This is a genomic window from Leptotrichia hongkongensis (assembly GCF_041538065.1).
GTDB lineage: Bacteria > Fusobacteriota > Fusobacteriia > Fusobacteriales > Leptotrichiaceae > Leptotrichia > Leptotrichia hongkongensis.
Genome location: NZ_JBGORW010000012.1, coordinates 20,976 through 41,334, shown reverse-complemented (window position 1 = coordinate 41,334; position 20,359 = coordinate 20,976). Strand labels below are relative to the sequence as shown.

The 20,359-nt window shown below is 29.9% G+C and carries 18 protein-coding genes; 1 reads left to right on the top strand and 17 read right to left on the bottom strand.

Annotation, left to right across the window (positions count from 1 at the left end; genetic code table 11):
- Positions 1-8: 8 nt before the first annotated feature.
- The 16 genes from ACEG17_RS09040 to ACEG17_RS08965 form a co-directional block, all read right to left on the bottom strand.
- Positions 9-1,415: an MFS transporter gene (locus tag ACEG17_RS09040; RefSeq protein ID WP_372583457.1), complete on the bottom strand. Its 1,407-nt coding sequence runs from the start codon at positions 1,413-1,415 to the stop codon at positions 9-11.
- Positions 1,416-1,493: 78 nt separating this feature from the next.
- The gene (gene crcB / locus ACEG17_RS09035) at positions 1,494-1,853 is read right to left on the bottom strand and encodes a fluoride efflux transporter CrcB (protein ID WP_372583456.1); all 360 of its coding nucleotides are present in this window, start codon (positions 1,851-1,853) and stop codon (positions 1,494-1,496) included.
- A gap of 115 nt (positions 1,854-1,968) precedes the next feature.
- The gene (locus ACEG17_RS09030) at positions 1,969-2,547 is read right to left on the bottom strand and encodes a DUF937 domain-containing protein (protein WP_372583455.1); all 579 of its coding nucleotides are present in this window, start codon (positions 2,545-2,547) and stop codon (positions 1,969-1,971) included.
- A gap of 146 nt (positions 2,548-2,693) precedes the next feature.
- Positions 2,694-3,353 carry a lipoprotein gene (locus ACEG17_RS09025; protein WP_372583454.1) on the bottom strand — a complete coding sequence of 220 codons (660 nt, stop codon included), beginning with the start codon at positions 3,351-3,353 and terminating at the stop codon, positions 2,694-2,696.
- Between the two features lie 170 nt (positions 3,354-3,523).
- Positions 3,524-3,763 (bottom strand): 30S ribosomal protein S18, encoded by a 240-nt coding sequence (rpsR, locus tag ACEG17_RS09020; RefSeq protein ID WP_006806119.1) that lies wholly within the window; start codon positions 3,761-3,763, stop codon positions 3,524-3,526.
- Positions 3,764-3,853: 90 nt separating this feature from the next.
- Positions 3,854-4,276 carry a single-stranded DNA-binding protein gene (locus ACEG17_RS09015; RefSeq protein ID WP_147004738.1) on the bottom strand — a complete coding sequence of 141 codons (423 nt, stop codon included), beginning with the start codon at positions 4,274-4,276 and terminating at the stop codon, positions 3,854-3,856.
- 94 nt (positions 4,277-4,370) lie between these two features.
- Positions 4,371-4,655: a 30S ribosomal protein S6 gene (gene rpsF / locus ACEG17_RS09010; RefSeq protein WP_372583453.1), complete on the bottom strand. Its 285-nt coding sequence runs from the start codon at positions 4,653-4,655 to the stop codon at positions 4,371-4,373.
- Positions 4,656-4,810: 155 nt separating this feature from the next.
- A complete protein-coding gene (ftsZ, locus tag ACEG17_RS09005; protein WP_147004737.1) occupies positions 4,811-5,917 on the bottom strand; it encodes a cell division protein FtsZ in 1,107 nt (368 codons plus the stop codon).
- 61 nt (positions 5,918-5,978) lie between these two features.
- Positions 5,979-6,647: a cell division protein FtsQ/DivIB gene (locus tag ACEG17_RS09000; RefSeq protein ID WP_372583452.1), complete on the bottom strand. Its 669-nt coding sequence runs from the start codon at positions 6,645-6,647 to the stop codon at positions 5,979-5,981.
- A gap of 99 nt (positions 6,648-6,746) precedes the next feature.
- Complete coding sequence (gene murB, locus ACEG17_RS08995; RefSeq protein ID WP_372583451.1) at positions 6,747-7,601, bottom strand: UDP-N-acetylmuramate dehydrogenase; 855 nt, start codon at positions 7,599-7,601, stop codon at positions 6,747-6,749.
- Between the two features lie 69 nt (positions 7,602-7,670).
- Positions 7,671-9,032 (bottom strand): UDP-N-acetylmuramate--L-alanine ligase, encoded by a 1,362-nt coding sequence (murC, locus tag ACEG17_RS08990; protein ID WP_372583450.1) that lies wholly within the window; start codon positions 9,030-9,032, stop codon positions 7,671-7,673.
- Positions 9,033-9,061: 29 nt separating this feature from the next.
- Complete coding sequence (gene murG / locus ACEG17_RS08985; protein ID WP_372583449.1) at positions 9,062-10,114, bottom strand: undecaprenyldiphospho-muramoylpentapeptide beta-N-acetylglucosaminyltransferase; 1,053 nt, start codon at positions 10,112-10,114, stop codon at positions 9,062-9,064.
- Positions 10,115-10,143: 29 nt separating this feature from the next.
- A complete protein-coding gene (locus ACEG17_RS08980; protein ID WP_372583448.1) occupies positions 10,144-11,283 on the bottom strand; it encodes an FtsW/RodA/SpoVE family cell cycle protein in 1,140 nt (379 codons plus the stop codon).
- A 36-nt stretch (positions 11,284-11,319) separates the two neighbouring features.
- Entirely contained in the window at positions 11,320-12,699 is a 1,380-nt protein-coding gene (gene murD, locus ACEG17_RS08975; RefSeq protein WP_372583447.1) for a UDP-N-acetylmuramoyl-L-alanine--D-glutamate ligase, read from the bottom strand.
- A gap of 701 nt (positions 12,700-13,400) precedes the next feature.
- On the bottom strand, positions 13,401-14,489 hold the full coding sequence (gene mraY, locus ACEG17_RS08970) for a phospho-N-acetylmuramoyl-pentapeptide-transferase (RefSeq protein WP_021744609.1): 1,089 nt from the start codon (positions 14,487-14,489) through the stop codon (positions 13,401-13,403).
- Positions 14,490-14,579: 90 nt separating this feature from the next.
- Complete coding sequence (locus tag ACEG17_RS08965) at positions 14,580-15,959, bottom strand: UDP-N-acetylmuramoyl-tripeptide--D-alanyl-D-alanine ligase (protein WP_372583446.1); 1,380 nt, start codon at positions 15,957-15,959, stop codon at positions 14,580-14,582.
- Between the two features lie 629 nt (positions 15,960-16,588).
- Here ACEG17_RS08965 and ACEG17_RS08960 point away from each other — a divergent pair.
- A complete protein-coding gene (locus ACEG17_RS08960) occupies positions 16,589-17,131 on the top strand; it encodes an ankyrin repeat domain-containing protein (RefSeq protein ID WP_372583445.1) in 543 nt (180 codons plus the stop codon).
- 811 nt (positions 17,132-17,942) lie between these two features.
- Here the strand turns inward: ACEG17_RS08960 and ACEG17_RS08955 are convergent.
- Positions 17,943-19,646 carry an ABC-ATPase domain-containing protein gene (locus tag ACEG17_RS08955; RefSeq protein WP_372583444.1) on the bottom strand — a complete coding sequence of 568 codons (1,704 nt, stop codon included), beginning with the start codon at positions 19,644-19,646 and terminating at the stop codon, positions 17,943-17,945.
- Positions 19,647-20,359 lie beyond the last annotated feature (713 nt).

The following is a 20,359-nucleotide window of genomic DNA, read 5'->3' as shown; positions in this document are numbered from 1 at the left end:
CAAACCAATTACAGTTCTTTCTTACTTTCATCAGATTTACCATTAACATTCTCTTCCTTATCCACGTTTTGTTCATCAGAATCCTCGTTTTTTCCTTTATTAGAATGAATAACGTATCTTGAGCCTGAAAACATTATTTTGGAAAACATGCTTTTTATTCTACTGCTTCCGCCAGGATACACAAATGTTTTTTCAAATGAATAAACCCTTGTTAATTCCAGCAATGAAAATAATCTCAAAATAAATCCTATAACAAAGGCAAATCTTATTGTGTAAAATTGTTCCCCAAAAATATAAATTACTCCGTTATTTATGAATTTTCCCAGCATACCACCGAACAATCCTGCCGATATTGCTGAAAGTCCCGAAACCATCGCATAAGCTCCTACATAAGCATCAGCAGGCTCGCCTGAAACTTCCATCATAAGATTCAGTAAACTTAATGTTATCGCTGTAAATCCTATTGCATCAATTACTGCAGCTGCAAAAAGCATTGACATTTTATTGTCCTGAGTCATTGAAAAATAGGTAAGCACGTAATATGTCGTAAAAAATATTCCCATTCTAAGCATTGTCTTGTTTCCGTATTTATCAGATAATTTCCCGTAAACTAGGTAAAGTACACTTGACAATATCGCTGTTAAAACTCCCATTTGGGAAATAAACATTGTATTTACACCAAGTATTTTTATCCTGTAATATTCTGTCATTGGCTTTAGAAATTCCCATGTAAACAGCCATACAGAAGCAAATTTCAGATAAACGACAAAATTTTTATTTTTAAATGCCGTTTTAATACTCACATTTTTTATATCCGTTCCCAAATCAGGAACATAATGAAGGCACATGAATATCGCTGAACCTATTGCCGAAAGCGACATTATTGTTGTCAATATAAGCATTGCAGTTTTTCTGTCAGGCATTGATAAAACATATCCATAAATCAACGTGTAAACTACGGTAGAAAGAGATGAAAATAAATTACGCACTCCAAAATACTTCCCTCTTTCCTTTTTATTAATAATCTTCGTCATTACAGCCGTCCACACATTATTTGAAAAAGGTGCGACAAGCGCATAAATAAGCATTACAGCAAAATATACTTCCTGCTTTCTGACATCAAAAAAAACAGCAAAAGGCATTACACATATAACCAACCTTGAAAGAGTAGCCGCTATTACCATTGTCCTTTTCCTACTTCCAAGCAAAATATTTACCCGCTTAGTAAATATTTGAAGCAAATATCCCGCCGTTGGCAGCGATGACACAATTGATATAAAAAAAGAACTCATATTAAAATAAATCGCCAAGCTCAAAAGCACAAAACTCTGCATTCCTACTGTATATCCATTAAAGAACATAACCTCCATTATTGCATATTTTTTCGTATTTTCTATTGAATGTTCGTTATCCATACTAACTCCTTCACTAAATATCCAAGTTTTTATACCAAAATTTAATAAAAATATTCAAATTTTTTTACATTACAATCTTTATGCCGCTCTAACAACTCCCCTTCCAATAAAAACTCCCACAACCGACAGCACAATACTCAAAACCGCATATCCCAATGCAATCCAAGTATTCCCCTTCTCAATCAAGTTATACGTTTCCAGCGAAAATGTAGAAAATGTCGTAAATCCTCCACAAATCCCCACTCTCCAGAATAAACTCCAATTCTGTGAAACCTGCTTCCCAGCCACCATCTCAACAACAATCCCAATCAAAATTGCTCCCAAAATATTCGTAACAAAAGTCTGCACAGGAAAACTCACTTTTAAAGGCACAGCACTAATCAAATATCGAAGAATCGCCCCAATTCCCCCACCAATTCCAATCATCAAAAATTTCATTATTTACCATCCTTAATAATTAAAAATTTATCTAAAAAAAAATTAGGCTTTTGTGAGATACCTTTAAAAATAAAATAGTCCCTTTGCCTAATTTCATACTTATTTTTTACACTTTCTATTTTTTACCGCCAAAAAATTTTCCAACTAATCCCATTACATCATCCATTACGTTTCCATCTTTATTTGCATCCAGCATATTTGTAATCATACTCATCATTCCACCTTCACCTGTAAAGTTTGCTGCAAGGTTTGAAGTTAAGTTACCAATTCCTTCTGCATCTAGATTATTTTCCTTTTTTTGCTGTCCTAATGCACCTAATACAAGTGGAGCCAATGTTTGCAAGATTTTCATGCTTCCTTGGTTATCTAGTCCACTTGACTGTGAAACAGCGTTTGCCACATTTTGTGTATTATTTCCAAACAGATGTCCCAATATTCCCGCTCCATCTTTTAAATCAGGATTTTGCAAATAACTTCCAAGGTTATTTAATATTGAACCATCGTGCTGATTTAATGCGTTATTCAACCCTTCTGCTTTTTCACTGTTATTTGCATTTTTATTAACTGCTGCCAATATTGCAGGTAAAGCTGCCGTTACTCCATCTTTTACTTGCGTACTGTTTCCTCCTATCTGTTCTGTCAATTTTCCTAGATCCTGTCCCTGTAAAAGTCCAAATAATGCTTCTAAATTCATTTTACCTCCTAAATTCTATATTATAATTTATTCTATTTTTTTATATCTAAATCTTTTTCATATCAATAAAATCAAATAATATTAAAAGTTTGAACGAAATAATAATTTTTTATTTACAATCCAAGTTTATTTAGATTAATAAATATTTATTTTTTTTCTTTTAGGTTTACTATTTTTTCAGAAGTTCCTTCATTTTTATTATTAAATTTCAGATTTTGAATACTTGTAACTGCATTTTCATTTTCTGATTCTCTAGCAAAAAATATGAATTCACCTGTAATTGAGTCTATTCTTATTCCATATATTATTCCATTTGTATATGATAATAAGCTTGATAGCTCCTTTTCTCTCATGCTTGCTAAGATTTTTGTATAAATTGCTCTAGCTTCAGAGTCATTAATTTTTTCATCAGATACCTGTATAAGATTAACCACCATATTTTCAATTATTCCCAAGTTAGCTCCATCCACCTTGCTAACCTTCAGAAATATACTTGTTGCACTTATCCCGCTATAATCAAGTGCATAAATAGCATCTCCTCTAGAATGTATCTTGGCATAGTAATAATTTTTGTTCTCATATACCAGTTTTTCAAAATTTCCTATGCTTATCTTATTCTCTTTCGATTTTTTCGTAAAAGTTTCAATTATTTTCTCTATTGATTTATTCGAAAAAACATTTTCTTTTGTGGTTTTATTTTGTACATTATCGTGTTTCTTTTCTTTTTCTTCGCTCTCCTTTTTACTACAACCTATTATAAAAACAAATAAAAAAAGTAAAAATAACCCCAATTTTTTATTCAACATTTTTACTACCGCCTAATTTTTATTATATAAAAAATGTCTTTTTAAATACATTTGATACATTATACAATATAAATCTTAATTTTTCCATATTTTTTCACAAAAAAAGACTATCTATAACAAGTTAAAACTTATTTTAAATAGTCTAAATTTATCAAAAAATAAAATTACTATTATTTTTCAATTTTTGTATAAGGCATCAAAGCGATTTGTCTAGCTCTTTTAATTGCTTTAGCAATTTTTCTTTGAACTTTAGCTTCTAATCCTGTTACTCTCGCTGGAGAGATTTTACCTTTATCATTCATAAAGTTTTTCAATAGTTCAACATTTTTATAATTAATATCTTCTACTTTAAATTTAACTTTTGGTCTTCTTTTTCTTCTTTTAAATTCTGTAACTGGTTTAGCTCTCATTAATTTACACCTCCTAAAAACTTTTATAGTAAATTTCATTTTTAAAAAATATCTAAAATATTTTAATTTACAAAATTTACTTAGTTATTATTAAAATGGAAACTCTTCATCGTCATCCATATCATCGTTATCATTTTCAAATGAATTATTTTGTACTGGTTTGCTATTGCTGTTATTATTGTTAAAAGTCTGCTGTTGTTGGTATCCTCCACCATTACCTGAATTTTCAATAAATTCAAAACTATTTACAACAACTCTTGTCATTCTCCTTTTTTCACCGTTTTGCTCGTAACTGCTTACGTTTAATCTTCCTTGAACAAGAATTTTATTTCCTTTTCTAAAATATTCTGCAATAGTTTCTGCTGTTTTTTCCCAAACAGTACAATCAATAAATTCTGCTTCATCTTTTGTTTTTTGTACAGCTAATGTAAAATTGGCAAATGCTTTTCCTCCTGAAGTATATTTTAACTCAGGATCTCTTACCATTCTTCCCATCAGTATTACTACATTCATAAATTTTCCCCCTATTTTAATATTTTTAACATTTAAAATAACAAAACCTCAAATTTTTATAAGTTTAACCCTCTTATAATAACGCTATTTTAAATTAGTCATTTTTAACAATCATGTATTTTAAAATTGATTCGTTAATGTTTAATTTTGATTCGATTTCAGTAAATTTAGTTCCATCTGCTTGGAATGTTGTTAAAACATAGTATCCGTTTTCTTTTTTCTTAATTGGGTAAGCTAATTTTCTATCTCCCCAAATTTCTGTCTTAACTTCAGTTGCTCCAGCAGCTGTTAATGTTTTTTCTACAAATTCAACTCTAGCTTGTTTTTCTTCATCTGTCAATTGTGTAGACAAAATAAACATAATTTCGTAATTTCTCATTTTCTTTCTCCTTTCCTATGGCTTTTTAGCCCTACTTCTGTAAATAGAGCAGGTCTTATTATTATACCAAAAAAGTCCAATAAAATCAAGTCATTTTCAAAAATATCGAATATATTTAAATAACTTTAATCATACTAGACTATTTTTATTAATAATTACTCTTCAAAAAATGGTGGTAATACAAAATCAATATCGTCTTCTTCTTTTTCATAATTATCTTCTTCTTGATAATCATTTTCTTCAAGATTTTCTTTAGTATCATTTTCTGTTTCTTCTTTTTCTTCAGATGGAGCAAATCTAATTGTATTTGAATTATCAGCTGTCAAAAATTCTTCTTCAAAGTCTGTTGCTACTAGTGATACACTTATTGTTCCTTCTAATTCAGGTTCCATAATATAACCCCACAACAAGTTAGCTTTGTCATGTCCAGCTTTTTCTGAAATTGTTTGAGCAACTTCTTGAATTTCTTGTAATCCAATATCTGGTCCTGCTGTAACGTTTATTAGAATTTTTCTTGCTCCTTCGATAGATTTTTCCAATAATGGACTGTTTAATGCTTGAGCTGTTGCACTCTTAGCTTTTTCATCGCCATTTGCTTCTCCAAATCCTAACATTGCAATTCCAGAATTTTGCATAATAGATTTTACATCTGCAAAATCCAAATTTACAATTCCTTGCTTTGTAATCAAGTCAGAAATACCTTTTATTCCCATTTTAAGAACTCCATTTGCTTCTTTAAAAGCATTCATTAATGAAATATTCATTCCAGGTATCTCAAACAATCTATCATTAGGAATAGCAATCAAAGTATCTACATTTTCTTGTAAATTATCAATACCTATTGCAGCATTATTTTTCTTTAATGGTCCTTCAAACCCAAATGGTTTTGTTACAATAGCTACAGTTAAAATCCCCATTGCTTTTGCTACTTCAGCAATAATTGGAGAAGCTCCTGTTCCTGTTCCTCCACCCATTCCAGCTGTTATGAATAACATATCTGTGCCTTCTAGCACTTCTTTTATTTTTTCTTCAGATTCTTTTGCGGCAATTCTACCTTTTTCAGGATCTGCTCCAGCACCCATTCCTTTCCCTAAAAGTACTTTTATAGGTGCTTTTGATCTGTCTAAATCTTGCTGATCTGTATTTATTGCTATAAAATCAACAGTTGTTATATTACTCTCAATCATATCATTTATTGCATTTCCACCTGCTCCACCTACTCCTACTACTTTCAGTTTCGCTGCATTACTAAAGTTATCCATTTTTTCTTTGCTACTTATGATTATTATAACTTATTTAAAGTAGCTTCTCCTTTCCTTTTTTTTACGATTTCACAACAATATCTATAAATCTCAAATCCATAGAGATTACTGGACGTTCTTTTCTTAGTCTTTCGTATAATTTGTATGCATCGTTGTATTTTTTTTCTGTAACTAATGTATCTGTTATTATTCTTACATTATTAGTAAGAAGTATTTCATAATTTTTTTCAGATTGTCTTATCTCTGAAATCATAGCATAAAAATCTTTATTTTGTATTTTAGAAAGTATCGTTTTTATCTCTTTCAAACTTTCGTCATTTGTGTAATTTATTACAGGGATATTTTTGGATGGTTCTTCTAAAATATCACCATATATATTTAAATCTTTATCTGCTAAAAATGTTTCATCTCCTTTTTTCACATATACATAAGGTTCTCTCTCTTCTAAAGTGACCACAATTTTACTTGGAAAAAGTTTTTTTACTGATGCTTTTTTTACTCTTACATCAGCTTTTATACGCTTTTCAATCTCATCAGTATTTAAATATACAATATTTTTGCCTTTCATCTGTTCAAGTTGAGTTACGATATCTTGTTTTAGTAATTTAGATTGACCTTCTACCAAAACTTCCTGAACTTTGAAGTAATCTGTATCAATAAATCTTTTACCAAAAAACATCATTCCTGCTAATAAACACAATAAAATCAATACATTAATCGACTTTTTCATATTAAAACTCCATTTTTTCTATTATTATACACTTTTTTTTGATTTTATTCAATATATTAACATAAATTTATTTTAATTTAATAGTAAAATTATTTATAATTAACTTTTTAAGACGATAATTTCTGTTTCTAATTTTACTCCAAATTTTTCAAAAACTACTTCCTTTACGTGTTCAATAACTGAAATTATATCATTAAATGTTGCATTTCCCAAGTTTGTAACAAAATTTGGATGTTTTGGAGAAATTTCCACATCTCCAACTCTATATCCCTTTAAACCAGCATCTGAAATTAATTTTGCCGCAAATGTACCTTCTGGATTTTTAAATGTACTTCCTAAATTTGGTAAATCTAATGGATGTTTTGTTTTTCTTTGCTCCCTTTTATCCTGTGAGGCAGCCTTATCAAATCCAAAACCAAATTTAAACAAGGCAGAGATTACAATCCATTTATTTTCTTTTATTTCAGTAGTTCTATATTTAAAGTTCAAGTCCGTTGTCTTAATTTTTACAATTTCTCCATCATTTTTACAAACTTCCACTTCTTCAATGCAGTCAAAAATCTCTGTTCCATAAGCACCGCCATTCATATTTACAAGACCGCCTACAGATCCTGGAATACCAGTAATATTTTCTAGCCCTGAATAATTATTTTTTTCCATAAAATCTATCAAATCATCCAAGTCCAATCCAGCTTCCACTCTTACCAAATCATAGTCACCTTTTTTTTCTTCAATTACTATTTTTTTTAATTTTTTTAATGATAAAAAGTTTATATCTAAATTTCCATCATTAATAAGAGTGTTTGTTCCATTTCCTAAAAGAAAAATATTATTTCTAGTTTGTAAAACTTCCTTTAATTCATTTTTATCATCTATGAAAATAAGCTCTTTTGCAGTTCCGCCAACTTTCATATTTGAATATTCCTTCATCTTGGCATTTTTTATTATTTCCATTCTTATTTCATTCTCACTTTCTACGAATCTTTATATAAAAATTTCAGTTATTCTACAATATTAGTTATCCTAACCGTCAATCTCCATCTTTTTCAAGTCATCGGCAATCTCATGAGCAACTCTTGATACACTTCCAGCTCCCATAAACACATACGTATTTCCACTATTTCTGTCCTTTTTTATAATGCTTTCTATTTCTTCTTGAGTTTGCACTCTGACATTTCCTCCAATTTTTTCTGCAAGTAATTCTGAACTTACGCCATAAGTATTGTCTTCGCTTGCCGCATAAATTGGAAGTAAAATCAAGTCATCGGCATCTTTTAATGAATTTACGAAATCATCAAAGAAAAATTTTGTACGGCTGTATCGGTGAGGCTGGAAAATTACAGTCACTTTGCCTTTTTCAGTATTATGTGCCGCATTAATTGTTACTTTTACTTCTGTTGGATGATGTGCATAATCATCAATTATTCTCAAATTATTGTCATAAATAACTTGGTATCTTCTGTTTGCACCTTTAAATTTAAAGATTCTATCTTTTACTTTTTTCATATTACATTTAAACTCGTGAGCAAAGTAAATTACTGGAAGTGAGTTTGCAACATTATGGTCTCCAGGAATACTTAAACTAAATGTTCCTAAATCTTCACCTTTTTTTATAACTTCAAAACTTGTTATTCCATCTTCTACCCTTATATTTTTAGCATAAATATCAGCTGTTTCATCTTTTATGCTATACCATACTACATTTTTATTTTTTATATTAAGACCAACTTTTTCAACTGTATCTTTACAAAGTATAGCTATTTTTTCTGTACTATCAATAAACTGTTCAAATGATTTCTTTATATTTTCAAAAGTCCCGTGATGATCCAGGTGATCAGCTTCGATATTTGTTACAACAGAATATTTGGGTTTTATGTACAAAAATGAATTATCGCTTTCATCAGCTTCAGCAATAAAATATTCTGAATTACCAATCTGGCTGTTGCTGCTTATTTCTGGAATAATCCCTCCAACCACTATAAACGGATCCTTTTCCAAAAGTGCCACGCTCATCATTGAGCTTGTAGTAGTTTTTCCATGAGTTCCTGCCACAGCAATTCCATCAAATCTATTCATTATTTCAGCAAGCAATTCTCCCCTTTTGACTTTTTTTATATTATTATCTACAATATATTTATATTCAGGGTTTGTTTCCTTAATCGCTGTTGAATATACAAACAGATCTATTCCTTTATCTTTCACATTTTCTTCTACTTGTCCAATATAAACTTTTATTCCCATATCTTCCATATCTTGTGTTACAGACTTTCTTTCCAAATCTGAACCTGCCACATTAAATCCATCTGCTGCCAAAATTTTTGCAAGCCCACTCATCCCAATTCCATTTATTCCGCTAAAGTATACATTATTCACTTTTGTTAGCATAATTTCCTCCAAATTTTCTTTTCCTTAATTTATTTAATTCCCATTTCATTTACAATTATTTCTGCTGAATTACCTTTTTTCAATGTTTTTACATTTTCACTCATAAATTCCAGCATTGAGGCCTGACGCACTATTGATAATGTTTCGTCTATTGCTTTTTCTACTGTTTCATTTGTAAATATTTTTGCGCCATTTACATATTCCAGTACATCTGCATTTTCCTTTTGTCCAACAAAATCGTATGGAATCAATACTGACGGTTTTTCAAGCTGAATAAGTTCAGAAATTGTAGAAGCTCCAGCACGGCAGATTACAATATCAGAAGCTGCCATCAGCTCTGGAACATTTTCAAAATATGGCTCAACTACTGCTGTTCCAAAATCTCTTATTCTATAAGTAGATGCTTCATAATTATCTTTTCCAGTTGCCCAGAACAATCGTATTCTTGCATCTTCTGTTATTGTTTTCCATTTTTTCACAATAGCTTCATTTATATTCTTAGCTCCAAGACTTCCACCTATAACAAGAATAACTCTTTCATCATCTTTTATTCCAAGTTTTTGCCTTTCTTCCTGCTTATTTTTCCCATAAAACTCTTCTCTTAACGGATTTCCAGTCACAACAAATTTACTTTTATATTTTTCCTTAATACTTTCAAGCGTATTTTCAAAAGCAATAAATACCTTCTTTGCACCTTTATAAAACCATTTGTTAGCCTGCCCCATGGTATGATTCTGTTCTTGCAGATAATATGGTATTCGTAGCACATTAGCCGCTATTAGCACTGGTATTGTTATATAATTTCCAAATGCTATAATTTTTGTAGGCTTTTCTTTTTTTAGCAATTTTATTGCACTTATTGTTGCCGTTATCATTTTAATTACTGATTTAACACTTCTTAATGGCAACACATCAAGTCCTATAAATCTAAAATTTTCATTTGGAACAATATCTTTTTCCATTCTATGCTTTGTTCCGATAAATAATGTATCTATACCTTTTTCTCTAACTTTTTTTGCGATTGACAAGGCTGGATAAATATGTCCGCCTGTTCCTCCTGTAGTAAATACTACTTTTTCCATTGTTTTATTTTACCTCTCATTATATTTTTTTACATCATGTAATCAATTTCATTCAGTTCATCCAACTTGCTTCCCATTTCCTGCTTATACAAAGCTCTTATTATATTGTAGACGACTCCTAGCATCATCATTACAGCTATCATTGTACTTCCTCCATAACTCATCATCGGAAGCGGAATCCCTGTAGAAGGTATTAACTGGCTTGCAACTGCTACATTTCCAATTACTTGCGTTGCAATTATCATGAAAATTCCAGCTAAAAGATATTTTGCATATAAATCTTTTATTTTTTTCAAAGCAACCCCAATTATTACTAGTAAAGCAGCATACAACCCTAATAAAAATACTACTCCTAAAAATCCATTTTCTTCAGCATATCCTGAAAAAATATAATCCGTGTGTATTTCTGGAAGAAATCCGTACTTTTGCAATCCATTCCCATAGAATTTTCCAGTAAGTCTACCGTTAGCTATGGCTATTAATGATTGTGATGTCTGAAATCCAATATTTTTTGAAGTGTGTGCCGCAATTCTGCTTGCCCTATATCCTACTTTCATCACACTAAACCATCCTGCAATTCCAGTCAATATCGCATAAAAGCCAATTACTGAAAATTTTATTTCTGAAACAAGTAAGTAGGTAAAACCAATTATAGCAATTTGAGCTGTATTACTAAATGATTTTTCAAAAAAGACAAGAATTATATATATTCCAGTAGTCATCATTAAAACTAAACTTGTTTCCCAAGGAAATTTTTTTATTTTATTTCGTGTTTTAAAATTATAAACAAGAGCCGAAAGTACAATAATCAGTATTAATTTTGCAAATTCTGAAGGCTGTATAACTACTCCCATTCCAAGGTCAATCCAACGTTTTGCTCCATTTACAGTTTTTCCGATTACTAGTACCATAACAAGCATAATAATTCCTGTTCCGTATAGATATTTTCCTATTTCCCTGTATTTTTTATAATTAAGATTGGCTGTGAAAATAAATCCTCCCCAGCCTATAACTAGCCATATTGTTTGCCTTAACAAAAAATAAGATGCTTCTCCATATTCATTTTGCGCCTTTGGAAAACTAAGGCTTGCCATTGTTATAATACTCAATGCAGAAAGTATTAAAATTACTATTATAAATCCTGTTCCCAATATCTTTTTACTGTTCAATTTTTTCTCCTAAATTACATTTTCATAAAAACTAAATTATTTTCCTATAATTTTTTGTGTCAATTCCTTAAAAACTTTTCCTCTATGTTCAAAACTCTTAAATTGACAAAAGCTCGATGTTGCAGGTGAAAACAGTACTGTCTGATTTTGTGAGAAATCCACATTTTCCTTCAAGTAATTTAGTACATTTTCAACTGTTTCTAAATTTTTATAATTTTTATATCCAACCTTTTCCATATCGTCAATTAAAATCTGAGCATTATCTCCAATTAAATAGACAAAGTCAACTTTCTCCTTAACTCTTTTAATCAAAGGCATATTATCAATTTTCTTATCATCTCCACCAAGAATCATAATAATCGAATTATTAAATGAATCAATTGCTTTTAATGTTGATTCTACATTTGTTCCCTTAGAATCATTAATAAACGTTGTATTTCCTTTCACAAAAAAGTTTTCAAGCCTATGTTCAAGAGCATTCGTTGATTTTAAAAATTTAGCTAATTTTTCATTTTTTACATTTAATATTTTTGCTGAACTTATCAAAAATAACATATTTTCCAAATTATGTCTACCTTTTAATGACAATTCTTCAGTTTTTAACAAAATTTCTGAAATTTCATCAATTTTTTCACCAAAATTCTGAATTTCATCAACCCGTTTACTCAAATCCTTCATTATACGAATATTATTTTCATAAACAAAAACTGTTCCTTTTGTTTCTTTACTCAAATATACTTTTTGAGCCTTTATTTTCTCCTTTATCTCATTTCTTTCATACAGTTCTGCAAAAACTTCATCATCCAGATTAATCAATGCAAAGTCATCATCTGTCTGCTTATCAAAAATCGCAAACTTTGTAATATAATAATCTTCCACCGAATCATATCGTGTCAAATGATCTGGAGTTAAGTTGATTATTCCAGCGATATTTGAATGAATTTGCGGATTATTTTCCAATTGGTAGCTGCTAAGCTCCAGCACAATATAATCAAGCTCTTCTTCATCAGCCACCAGTTTTGCAAATGAAAAACCTGCATTCCCGGCAAGTTTTGCACGAAACCCAGCAAAATTAAGTAATTCTGCCATTTTAGTAGATGTAGTAGTTTTCCCATTTGTCCCAGTGAACGAAATAATTTTTATATTTTTATCCACATATTTATAAGCCAAATCAATTTCTGAAATAATCTTAACACCTTTTTCCTTGGCAACTTTCAAAAGTTCTGCCTTCCAAGGAATCCCAGGACTTTTTACTATGAATTCAACCTTTTCCTCATTCAAAAGTCTTATTCCCTCTGCCGATGGCATTGCAACCTTATCATCTATCAAATACACTTCATATCCATTTTTTTCTAGCAATTCCTTAGCACCAAGCCCACTTAACCCAGCACCAAATACAATTCCCTTTTTATCCATGTGATTCTTTCCTCTTTCTATTATTTATTTTATATTTCTAAATTCCAAATTCTTAAGTACTCAACTAAATTATTTTTTATAAAAGTAAATTATTGTTAATAAATATTATTTCTTTTATTTTTTATGTTATTTTTTATTTCAACGCAAAGGGGAACAGTCGCCATCCCCTTTTATTTCGCAATATTAGTTATTTTAATTTCTTCAAATTATAACATCTGAAGATTTTAGCGAAAGCGCTACGCACTAATCCCCGCTCGTCTAAGCATTTTTTGAAAAAAATCACGACACTTTTAATTTTAATTACGAAAGTTATTTTAATAAATTAAACAAGCAAAATTTCGTTAAAGGAAAAAGAACTGTTTGAGCTTTTGGAGGTATTTTAAATAAAATTTATTTATTTATATTCAAAATAACCTAAGTTCAAAAGCGAGTTTTCTTTTTTCTTTATTAAGAAAGTTTTGCGTAAAGCGGGGTAGTTCGTAGAACGTTTCGCCATTATCTTTAAATAGTAACCAGTTATACATAGTTAAAATAACTGCTATTGCGAAAAAGGGCATGGCGTCTGATGCCCTTACGTTAAAAAAATTAAAATATATAATAAAAAATAATTATTAACAAACATCAAAATAGAAAAATTATTTAGTTAAATACTCAAAGACAAAATTCAAATTAGTTTGCAGGGGAAAAATCCCCCGCTTTATTTATCTTAATTTCAAAATTACAAATGTTAATAGACATGTCATTATTGAAACAATCCAAAATCTTATTGTAACTTTTGTTTCAGGCAATCCTAGCAGTTCAAAGTGGTGATGTATTGGTGCCATTTTAAACACCCGTTTTCCAAAAGTTTTAAAGTGCCAGACTTGAATCATAACTGACAAGGCTTCCATAATAAATATAAATCCAGCAATCGGCAATAACAGCTCTTGCTTTATAAAAATAACAATAATTCCTAAAATTCCACCCAATGTTAAAGAACCTGTATCTCCCATAAACACTTGTGCTGGATAGAAATTATACCATAAGAACCCAATTAAAGCTCCGATTACTGAGGCTAAATAAACTATCATTTCAGCTGCCTGCGGAACGTAATAAAGATTTAGGTATTTTGCATATTTTACATTTCCAGTTAAATAAGTAATAATTAAAAGCGTAATACTTACTACAATTGTAGGTCCGCTCACAAGACCATCCAGTCCATCTGTCAAATTTACTGCATTTGAAGAACCGATTATTACAAATGCCACAAAAATAAAGAACAAGATTGGAGTTATATATAAATATGAATTTTTAATTAACGGATTTATTATTGAAAAATCGATAGTTTTACTTACAAGTCCGAATTTATATACGAATCCGAATGTTAATGCTGTGATTATTAGTTGTCCTAATATTTTTTTCTTCCCAGAAAGCCCTTTTTTGTGTTTTGTCAATTTTAAATAGTCATCATAAAATCCAATTGTTGTAAATAAAATTGTAATTACAAACAAAAACACAATGAATTTATTTGTAAAATTACCAGCGATAGCCGTTGCAAATAAAATTGCACCAATTATTAGAAGTCCTCCCATTGTAGGCGTTCCCGACTTGTCAAAATGTGATTTAGGCCCTTCTTCTCTTGCTGTATCTCCATATTTTTTCTTTTTAAGCCAAGCAATAAACGGTTTTCCTAAAATTAACATAAACAGAAACGCAATCATAAACGCCACAGACGCTCTTAACATTATTGATTTAAAAATACGTAAAACTCTCCAGTTATTGATAAATAACTCTTGCAGTAAATATAACATTCTTTATTATAGAGTTTTTTACCCAATAATCCATATTTAAACAAATTATACAGTAATAAAAAACTCTTCTCCTTTCTTTGTTTATAATATTTATTTTTCTATGATTTCTTCTAGTCTCATTCCTCGTGATGCTTTTAACAGCACTACCTTTTGTTCAGAAATCTGTCTTATTTTTTCTTTTATTTCTTCTTTTTCATCAAAATGTCTAAATTCCTTGTTTTTTAAATTCTCATTGTCCACATTTTCCTTTATTTTTTCGAATAGGCTTTTCATCCTTTCTCCGAATAAATAAAGTTTGTCAAATTTTGTATTTTTTATTGTATTAAAAAGATTACTATGAAGTTCAAGCTCATTTTCTCCTAGTTCCAGCATATCTCCTAGAACCATTATTTTTAGTCTATCGTTATATATTTGGGAAAATGTTTCAAGTGATTTCTCCATAGACATTGGACTTGCATTATAGGCATCGTTAATATATGTTGTATCGCCGTTTTCAATTATTTGAAACCGCATTCCAGTCAAGCCAATATTTTTCACAGCTTCACTGATTATTTTATCTTCCATTCCGAATTGTTTAGCCACAGCAATTGCCATAACTAAGTTTAATACATTATGTTCTCCTAGAACATTCGTCTTATAATTTCTCTCAACCATATTTTGACAAATTTTTCCAAAATATTTTAGAAAAAAATCAGTTCCGCTTTCGTTAAAATGAACGTCCCCATAATAAAAATCAGACGTCTTCTCCCTAAACTCATTATTTTCTAGATTCAAAGCCTTTACAACTTCGATATTTTCAGCTTTTACATTTTTTAAATAATCATCATCTCCATTGATTACAAGTGTATTTTTAATATACGGAATAATTTCCGTTTTCGCCAAAAATACATTTTCCTTCGTTTTTAAAAATTCCAGATGTGATTCCCCAATGTTGGTAATTACATTAATATCAGGCAATGCAATCTGTCCCAGAAGATCAATTTCTCCAAAACCGCTCATTCCCATTTCCAGAATAATGAATTGGTCATCTTCTTCAGCACGCAACAAAGTGAAGGGTAATCCAATATGATTATTGTAATTCCCTTCAGTCTTTTTTCCTTTATATTTTTGTGAAAGCAAATGGTAAATCATGTCCTTTACAGTAGTTTTCCCATTACTTCCTGTAATTCCAATTACTTTTATATCTAAATTTTTTCGCCATTCCCTAGCAAAATTTTGTAAAAATTCAATACTGTCATTCACAAAAAATGCACGATTAGCATATTTTTCATCTATTTTTAAAGTTTTACTGTCGTAAACAGCAAAAGCACCTTTTTCCAATGCTTCATTAACAAAATTGTTCCCGCCTCTAATGGCAACAAAAATATCATTTTTATCAAGTTCTTTCGAATTAATCGAAATATTATTTATCTCAAGATCTGATATTTTTTGCTTGTTAAAGAAACTTTGAAACACTTCAGCTTTATTCATAAAATTTCTCCAGATTCCTATCTAATTTAATACTTTTTTCATAATCATTCGCATTATAAAATTATATCATTTGAAGAGCATTTTTTCAATATATTTTTATTTTTTTTTCAAATTTTTCTAAAAGAATTTATCTTATATCCGAACCTATTTAAAAATGAATTATATAAAAAAAACATCTGATATTTTCGCAACCTTTACATTCTATTCATTTTTACTTTTTGAATACCACAAAATTAAACTCAAAATATTTCCTATTCCCCTATGTAATTCTATATTTCTTCTAAAACCGTATTTTTCTCTTATTTTCAATATTATTATATTTCCATTTTTAATAAAAAGCAATCTCTATTTCAAAAAGATATATATTTTAAGCTATAATAACTATTCCTTATTCTATAATGAATATATAGAAAAAATAGTACAATATATGCTATAATAACAAAACAAAATCTCCTAGCAAGAGAAGCAACTTATGAAAAAACCATTTAAAAGCAAAATATAGATTGTAGAATTTTACTAAAAATTTTACTATATTAGAATATAAGCCAGATTATATAAATAATATACAAAATATAATTCAAAAACAACAAATGAAAATACCTACAAAATGAGAGAAAGGAGATATCAAAATGTCAGAATGTACAACAATTTGGGAAGCAGTAAGATTTGGAACATTAAAGGATGTTATAGAAATATTCAAAAAAGGAGATGAAAAAATTGGAGATGCATCAGGAGATAGTATATTATTTCATGCATTAGCAAATAATGATAGTACTGCACGTTATGAAATTGCTAATTTTTTAATAAATAAAGGGGCAGATGTTAAAATAGTAAGAGAAGACGGGATGAGTTTGTTCTTTCCATTATTTTATCATGGACGACGAGATATAATAAAAATGACAATATTGTGTAAAACATTATTGGAAAAAGGTGCAGATATAACAACAATATATAAGAAAGAGAAAACTGTTTCATTCAAAGGATTATTTAATATCGGCACCCCTGAAATAGAGATGTTACCGTTATACCAACTGATATTTTCTCAACCAGGACTTCCTCTTTTAGTAAAAGATAAATGGGGACTAACAGTAATTGAATTTGCGAGAAGGTTTAATAGACCAATAGCAGTACAAATGATGGAAGACTATGTAAAAAAATATAATTTGAAATAAGAAAATTAGAATTTTTAAATAATCGTTGTTGTAAAAGACAGCGGTTATTTTTTTAGAATCAAGCTGTTTTTATTAAAATATCCTTTAATTAAATTTTATCATTAAGTATCCATCTTAAAGACTTTTATAATTTTATTTATAAGTATTATAATTTAATAGTTTTTTATATTTTATTATTCAATTTTTTTGTAACGTAAGGGCATCAGACGCCATGCCCTTACAACCCCGCTTACGCAAAACTTTCTTATAAAGAAAAAATAAAACTCGCTTCGTAAAACTACGCTCACTTTCGCAAATAAGAGTTATTTTTACATAAATAAGTTTTAGTTTTATAAAAATTATGGCGAAAGAAATACATTCGTATTTAGTTATTTTTCCTTTAACAAAATTTTGCTTATTTAGTATTTTTAAAATGTAAAAGCTTAAAACTTAAATATGATAATCTTTATAATTTAATATAGAATGTCGTGATTTTTTTGGAATGAAAACGACTAAACACATTTATGTGTTTCTTTCGCTAGAACCTTTATAGTAAATATGTTTTATGGAGTTGTTATAGTCTTTATTTGCGAAAGTGAGCGTTAGCGAGTTTCGTTTTCGTAGTAATTCAGGTTTATCCAAAAAATAAATATTTAGACTACTTCCCCAAATAAAATTTGGGAATATTTCAAAAAAATACTTAGACGAGCCAGGGTTAGTGCGTAGCACTTTCGCCATTATCTTTAATATGCCATTATTTAAATTTGTTAAAATAACTTTTATTGCGAAATAAAGGGAAATGGCGATTGATTTCCCTTGCTTTATAAAAAGATTATTTTATTTTCAACTTCCTATACCTATTCACCGCCCCACAAAATTCCTGCTTTCTAGGCAATGCCAAATTTCCTGGATGCCCTGTGTACGAAGAAATTGAATCAAGCCCGTCCTTTTCAATCTTTTCATAAATCCTGTCAGCCGCTTGCGAAAGTGTCAATTTTTCATCTAGCACCTTATTTTTAAAATAGTCAACCATTACAGCAATGCAGTTTGTCTGGCTGTCATCCACAAGCTGCTCCAGCCCGGAAATGTCGATTAATTCTTTTCCATATAGAATGCTGTATTTCCCTTTGGCTTTGGTTTTATCCAGTTTTCCAGATTGTGAAAAACTTTTTTTGAGTGGAATACGCTGTGTAACTCCTTGAAATTTATCATTTGAAGAAAATTCTCGCTTGTTTTCATCTAATTTTGCAATCTCTTTTGCTTTTTCCGTTACATCTTTTGGCACATATTCATCCATCATTATAACATGATTTGCCACATCAAAATAATCTCCAGAGCCGCCGACAATCAATATCGTAGAAACTCCAAAATCGTCATAAAGTTCCTTTACCCTGTCAATAAACGGTGTTATCGGCTCTTTCTCCTTTACTACAAGTTTTTGCATTCTTCCGTCACGAATCATAAAATTAGTAGCCGAAGTATCCTCATCTATTAGAAGTAAAGAAGTCCCATATTCCAGTGCTTCTGCCACATTTGCCGCCTGCGAGGTACTTCCACTAGCATTTTCAGTAGAAAAAGCCCTTGTATCTTTATTTTGTGGCAAGTTATTAATAAATCCGCTTATATTCACCTTTTCCACATTTCTTCCATCTTCTGCACGTATTTTTACCGCATCCAATTCAGAAATTATAAATTCACGCCCATCTTGAGCAATGTGATTGTAAACCCCTCTTTCAAGTGCCGCAAGCAACGTGGATTTACCGTGATAACCTCCACCCACAATTAGCGTAATTCCTTTGGGAATTCCCATTCCGCTTATTTCTTTCCCACTTGGAAGCTTTAATGTAATCTCAAATTTTTCTGGACTTTTAAACTTAACTGCATTTTTCATAGGTCTATCCGAAACTCCACTTTCACGTGGAAGCACAGAATCATTAGCCACAAATGCAACAAGCCCTTTTTCCTTCAACATTTTTCTCGCATATTCCTGATCCATCACTAGAATTACCTGCTCATTTAACGCTTTTTTATTCAAATTATCATAAACAATGGATTTTTCCACAATTTCAGGCAACTGCTCAAAAATAATTTTCTGTGCGGCTTTTCCCATTATCCGTCTGCCTCTCGCAGGCATCCCCATTTCAAACCTCACTTCAACTTTATCTCCCTTTATCATAACCGAAGTTCTTTCCAAAATTTCCTGTCCGCACCTGTCAATAAAAATTCTTCCACTTCCCCCAGTTCCTGTACTGTCATTTCCACTTTTCTGAATTTCCCTGTAAAAATTTCTCGTAAGAAAATCCGAAACTGCAATATTCTTATCCTTCGTATCCGTCAACTCATAAGGAATTCCGCAAATTTTCCTATCCATTATAATTCTCATTTTTGAAGGCGGAGCATAAGGATCCGACTGCATGTGATCAATCGCAAGAACATACTTTTCAAACCTATATTCCCCTTTAAGCGACTTATATGCCGAATAACTTTTCCCATCCATTGAAAATAATATTTTTTCTAATTCTTTATAATTTTTCATTTCTGTAAACACTCCTTTCCCAGCCACATATCTTTCTATTCTTATTTTAACACACTTCTCTTTTATTTCCCAAATTCTTTTTTTACTACAATATAAAAACTCCACAGGTACATTAAAATCTGTGAGGCTGAAATATTCAAGAACGAATTAACAGCTTCTATTTAATCTTACTAAACTAGAAATACACAACTAGAATAATAAATACTAGAAAGTCCTGTTAATCATAACTTAGCACCTCTTTCCATAGTTTGATTGTGAAAAAGGTAAGTCCTCATAACAATACAAAAAAATAACCGCCGTCTTTTACAACAACGATTATCTAAAATTTCATAAATTTTTCAGCAATAAACTTATTTAAAAGTTAAAATTTACATCAATATCTATATTTATATCTCCCATTTTTAAACCTCCTTCCCCTCAATACGTTTTTAACACGTATTAAGTGTTTTTAAGAAAATTTTTTATTAGGTTTTACCCTAATAAAATTCTGATTTCTATAATTCTTCCAAATACTCTACTACAGCTCCTACTACTGATAAGCCACCTAATAATAATCCTAACATATTAGTACCTCCATAATTTTATTTGTTTTTATTTCTTAATAACTTACAAACTAAGTATAACACGTATTCAATCCGTAGTCAATACCTTTTTTTAAATTTTTTATTTTGATTAATATTTATCCACGGTATCTGTTACGATTCCTTTTGTAA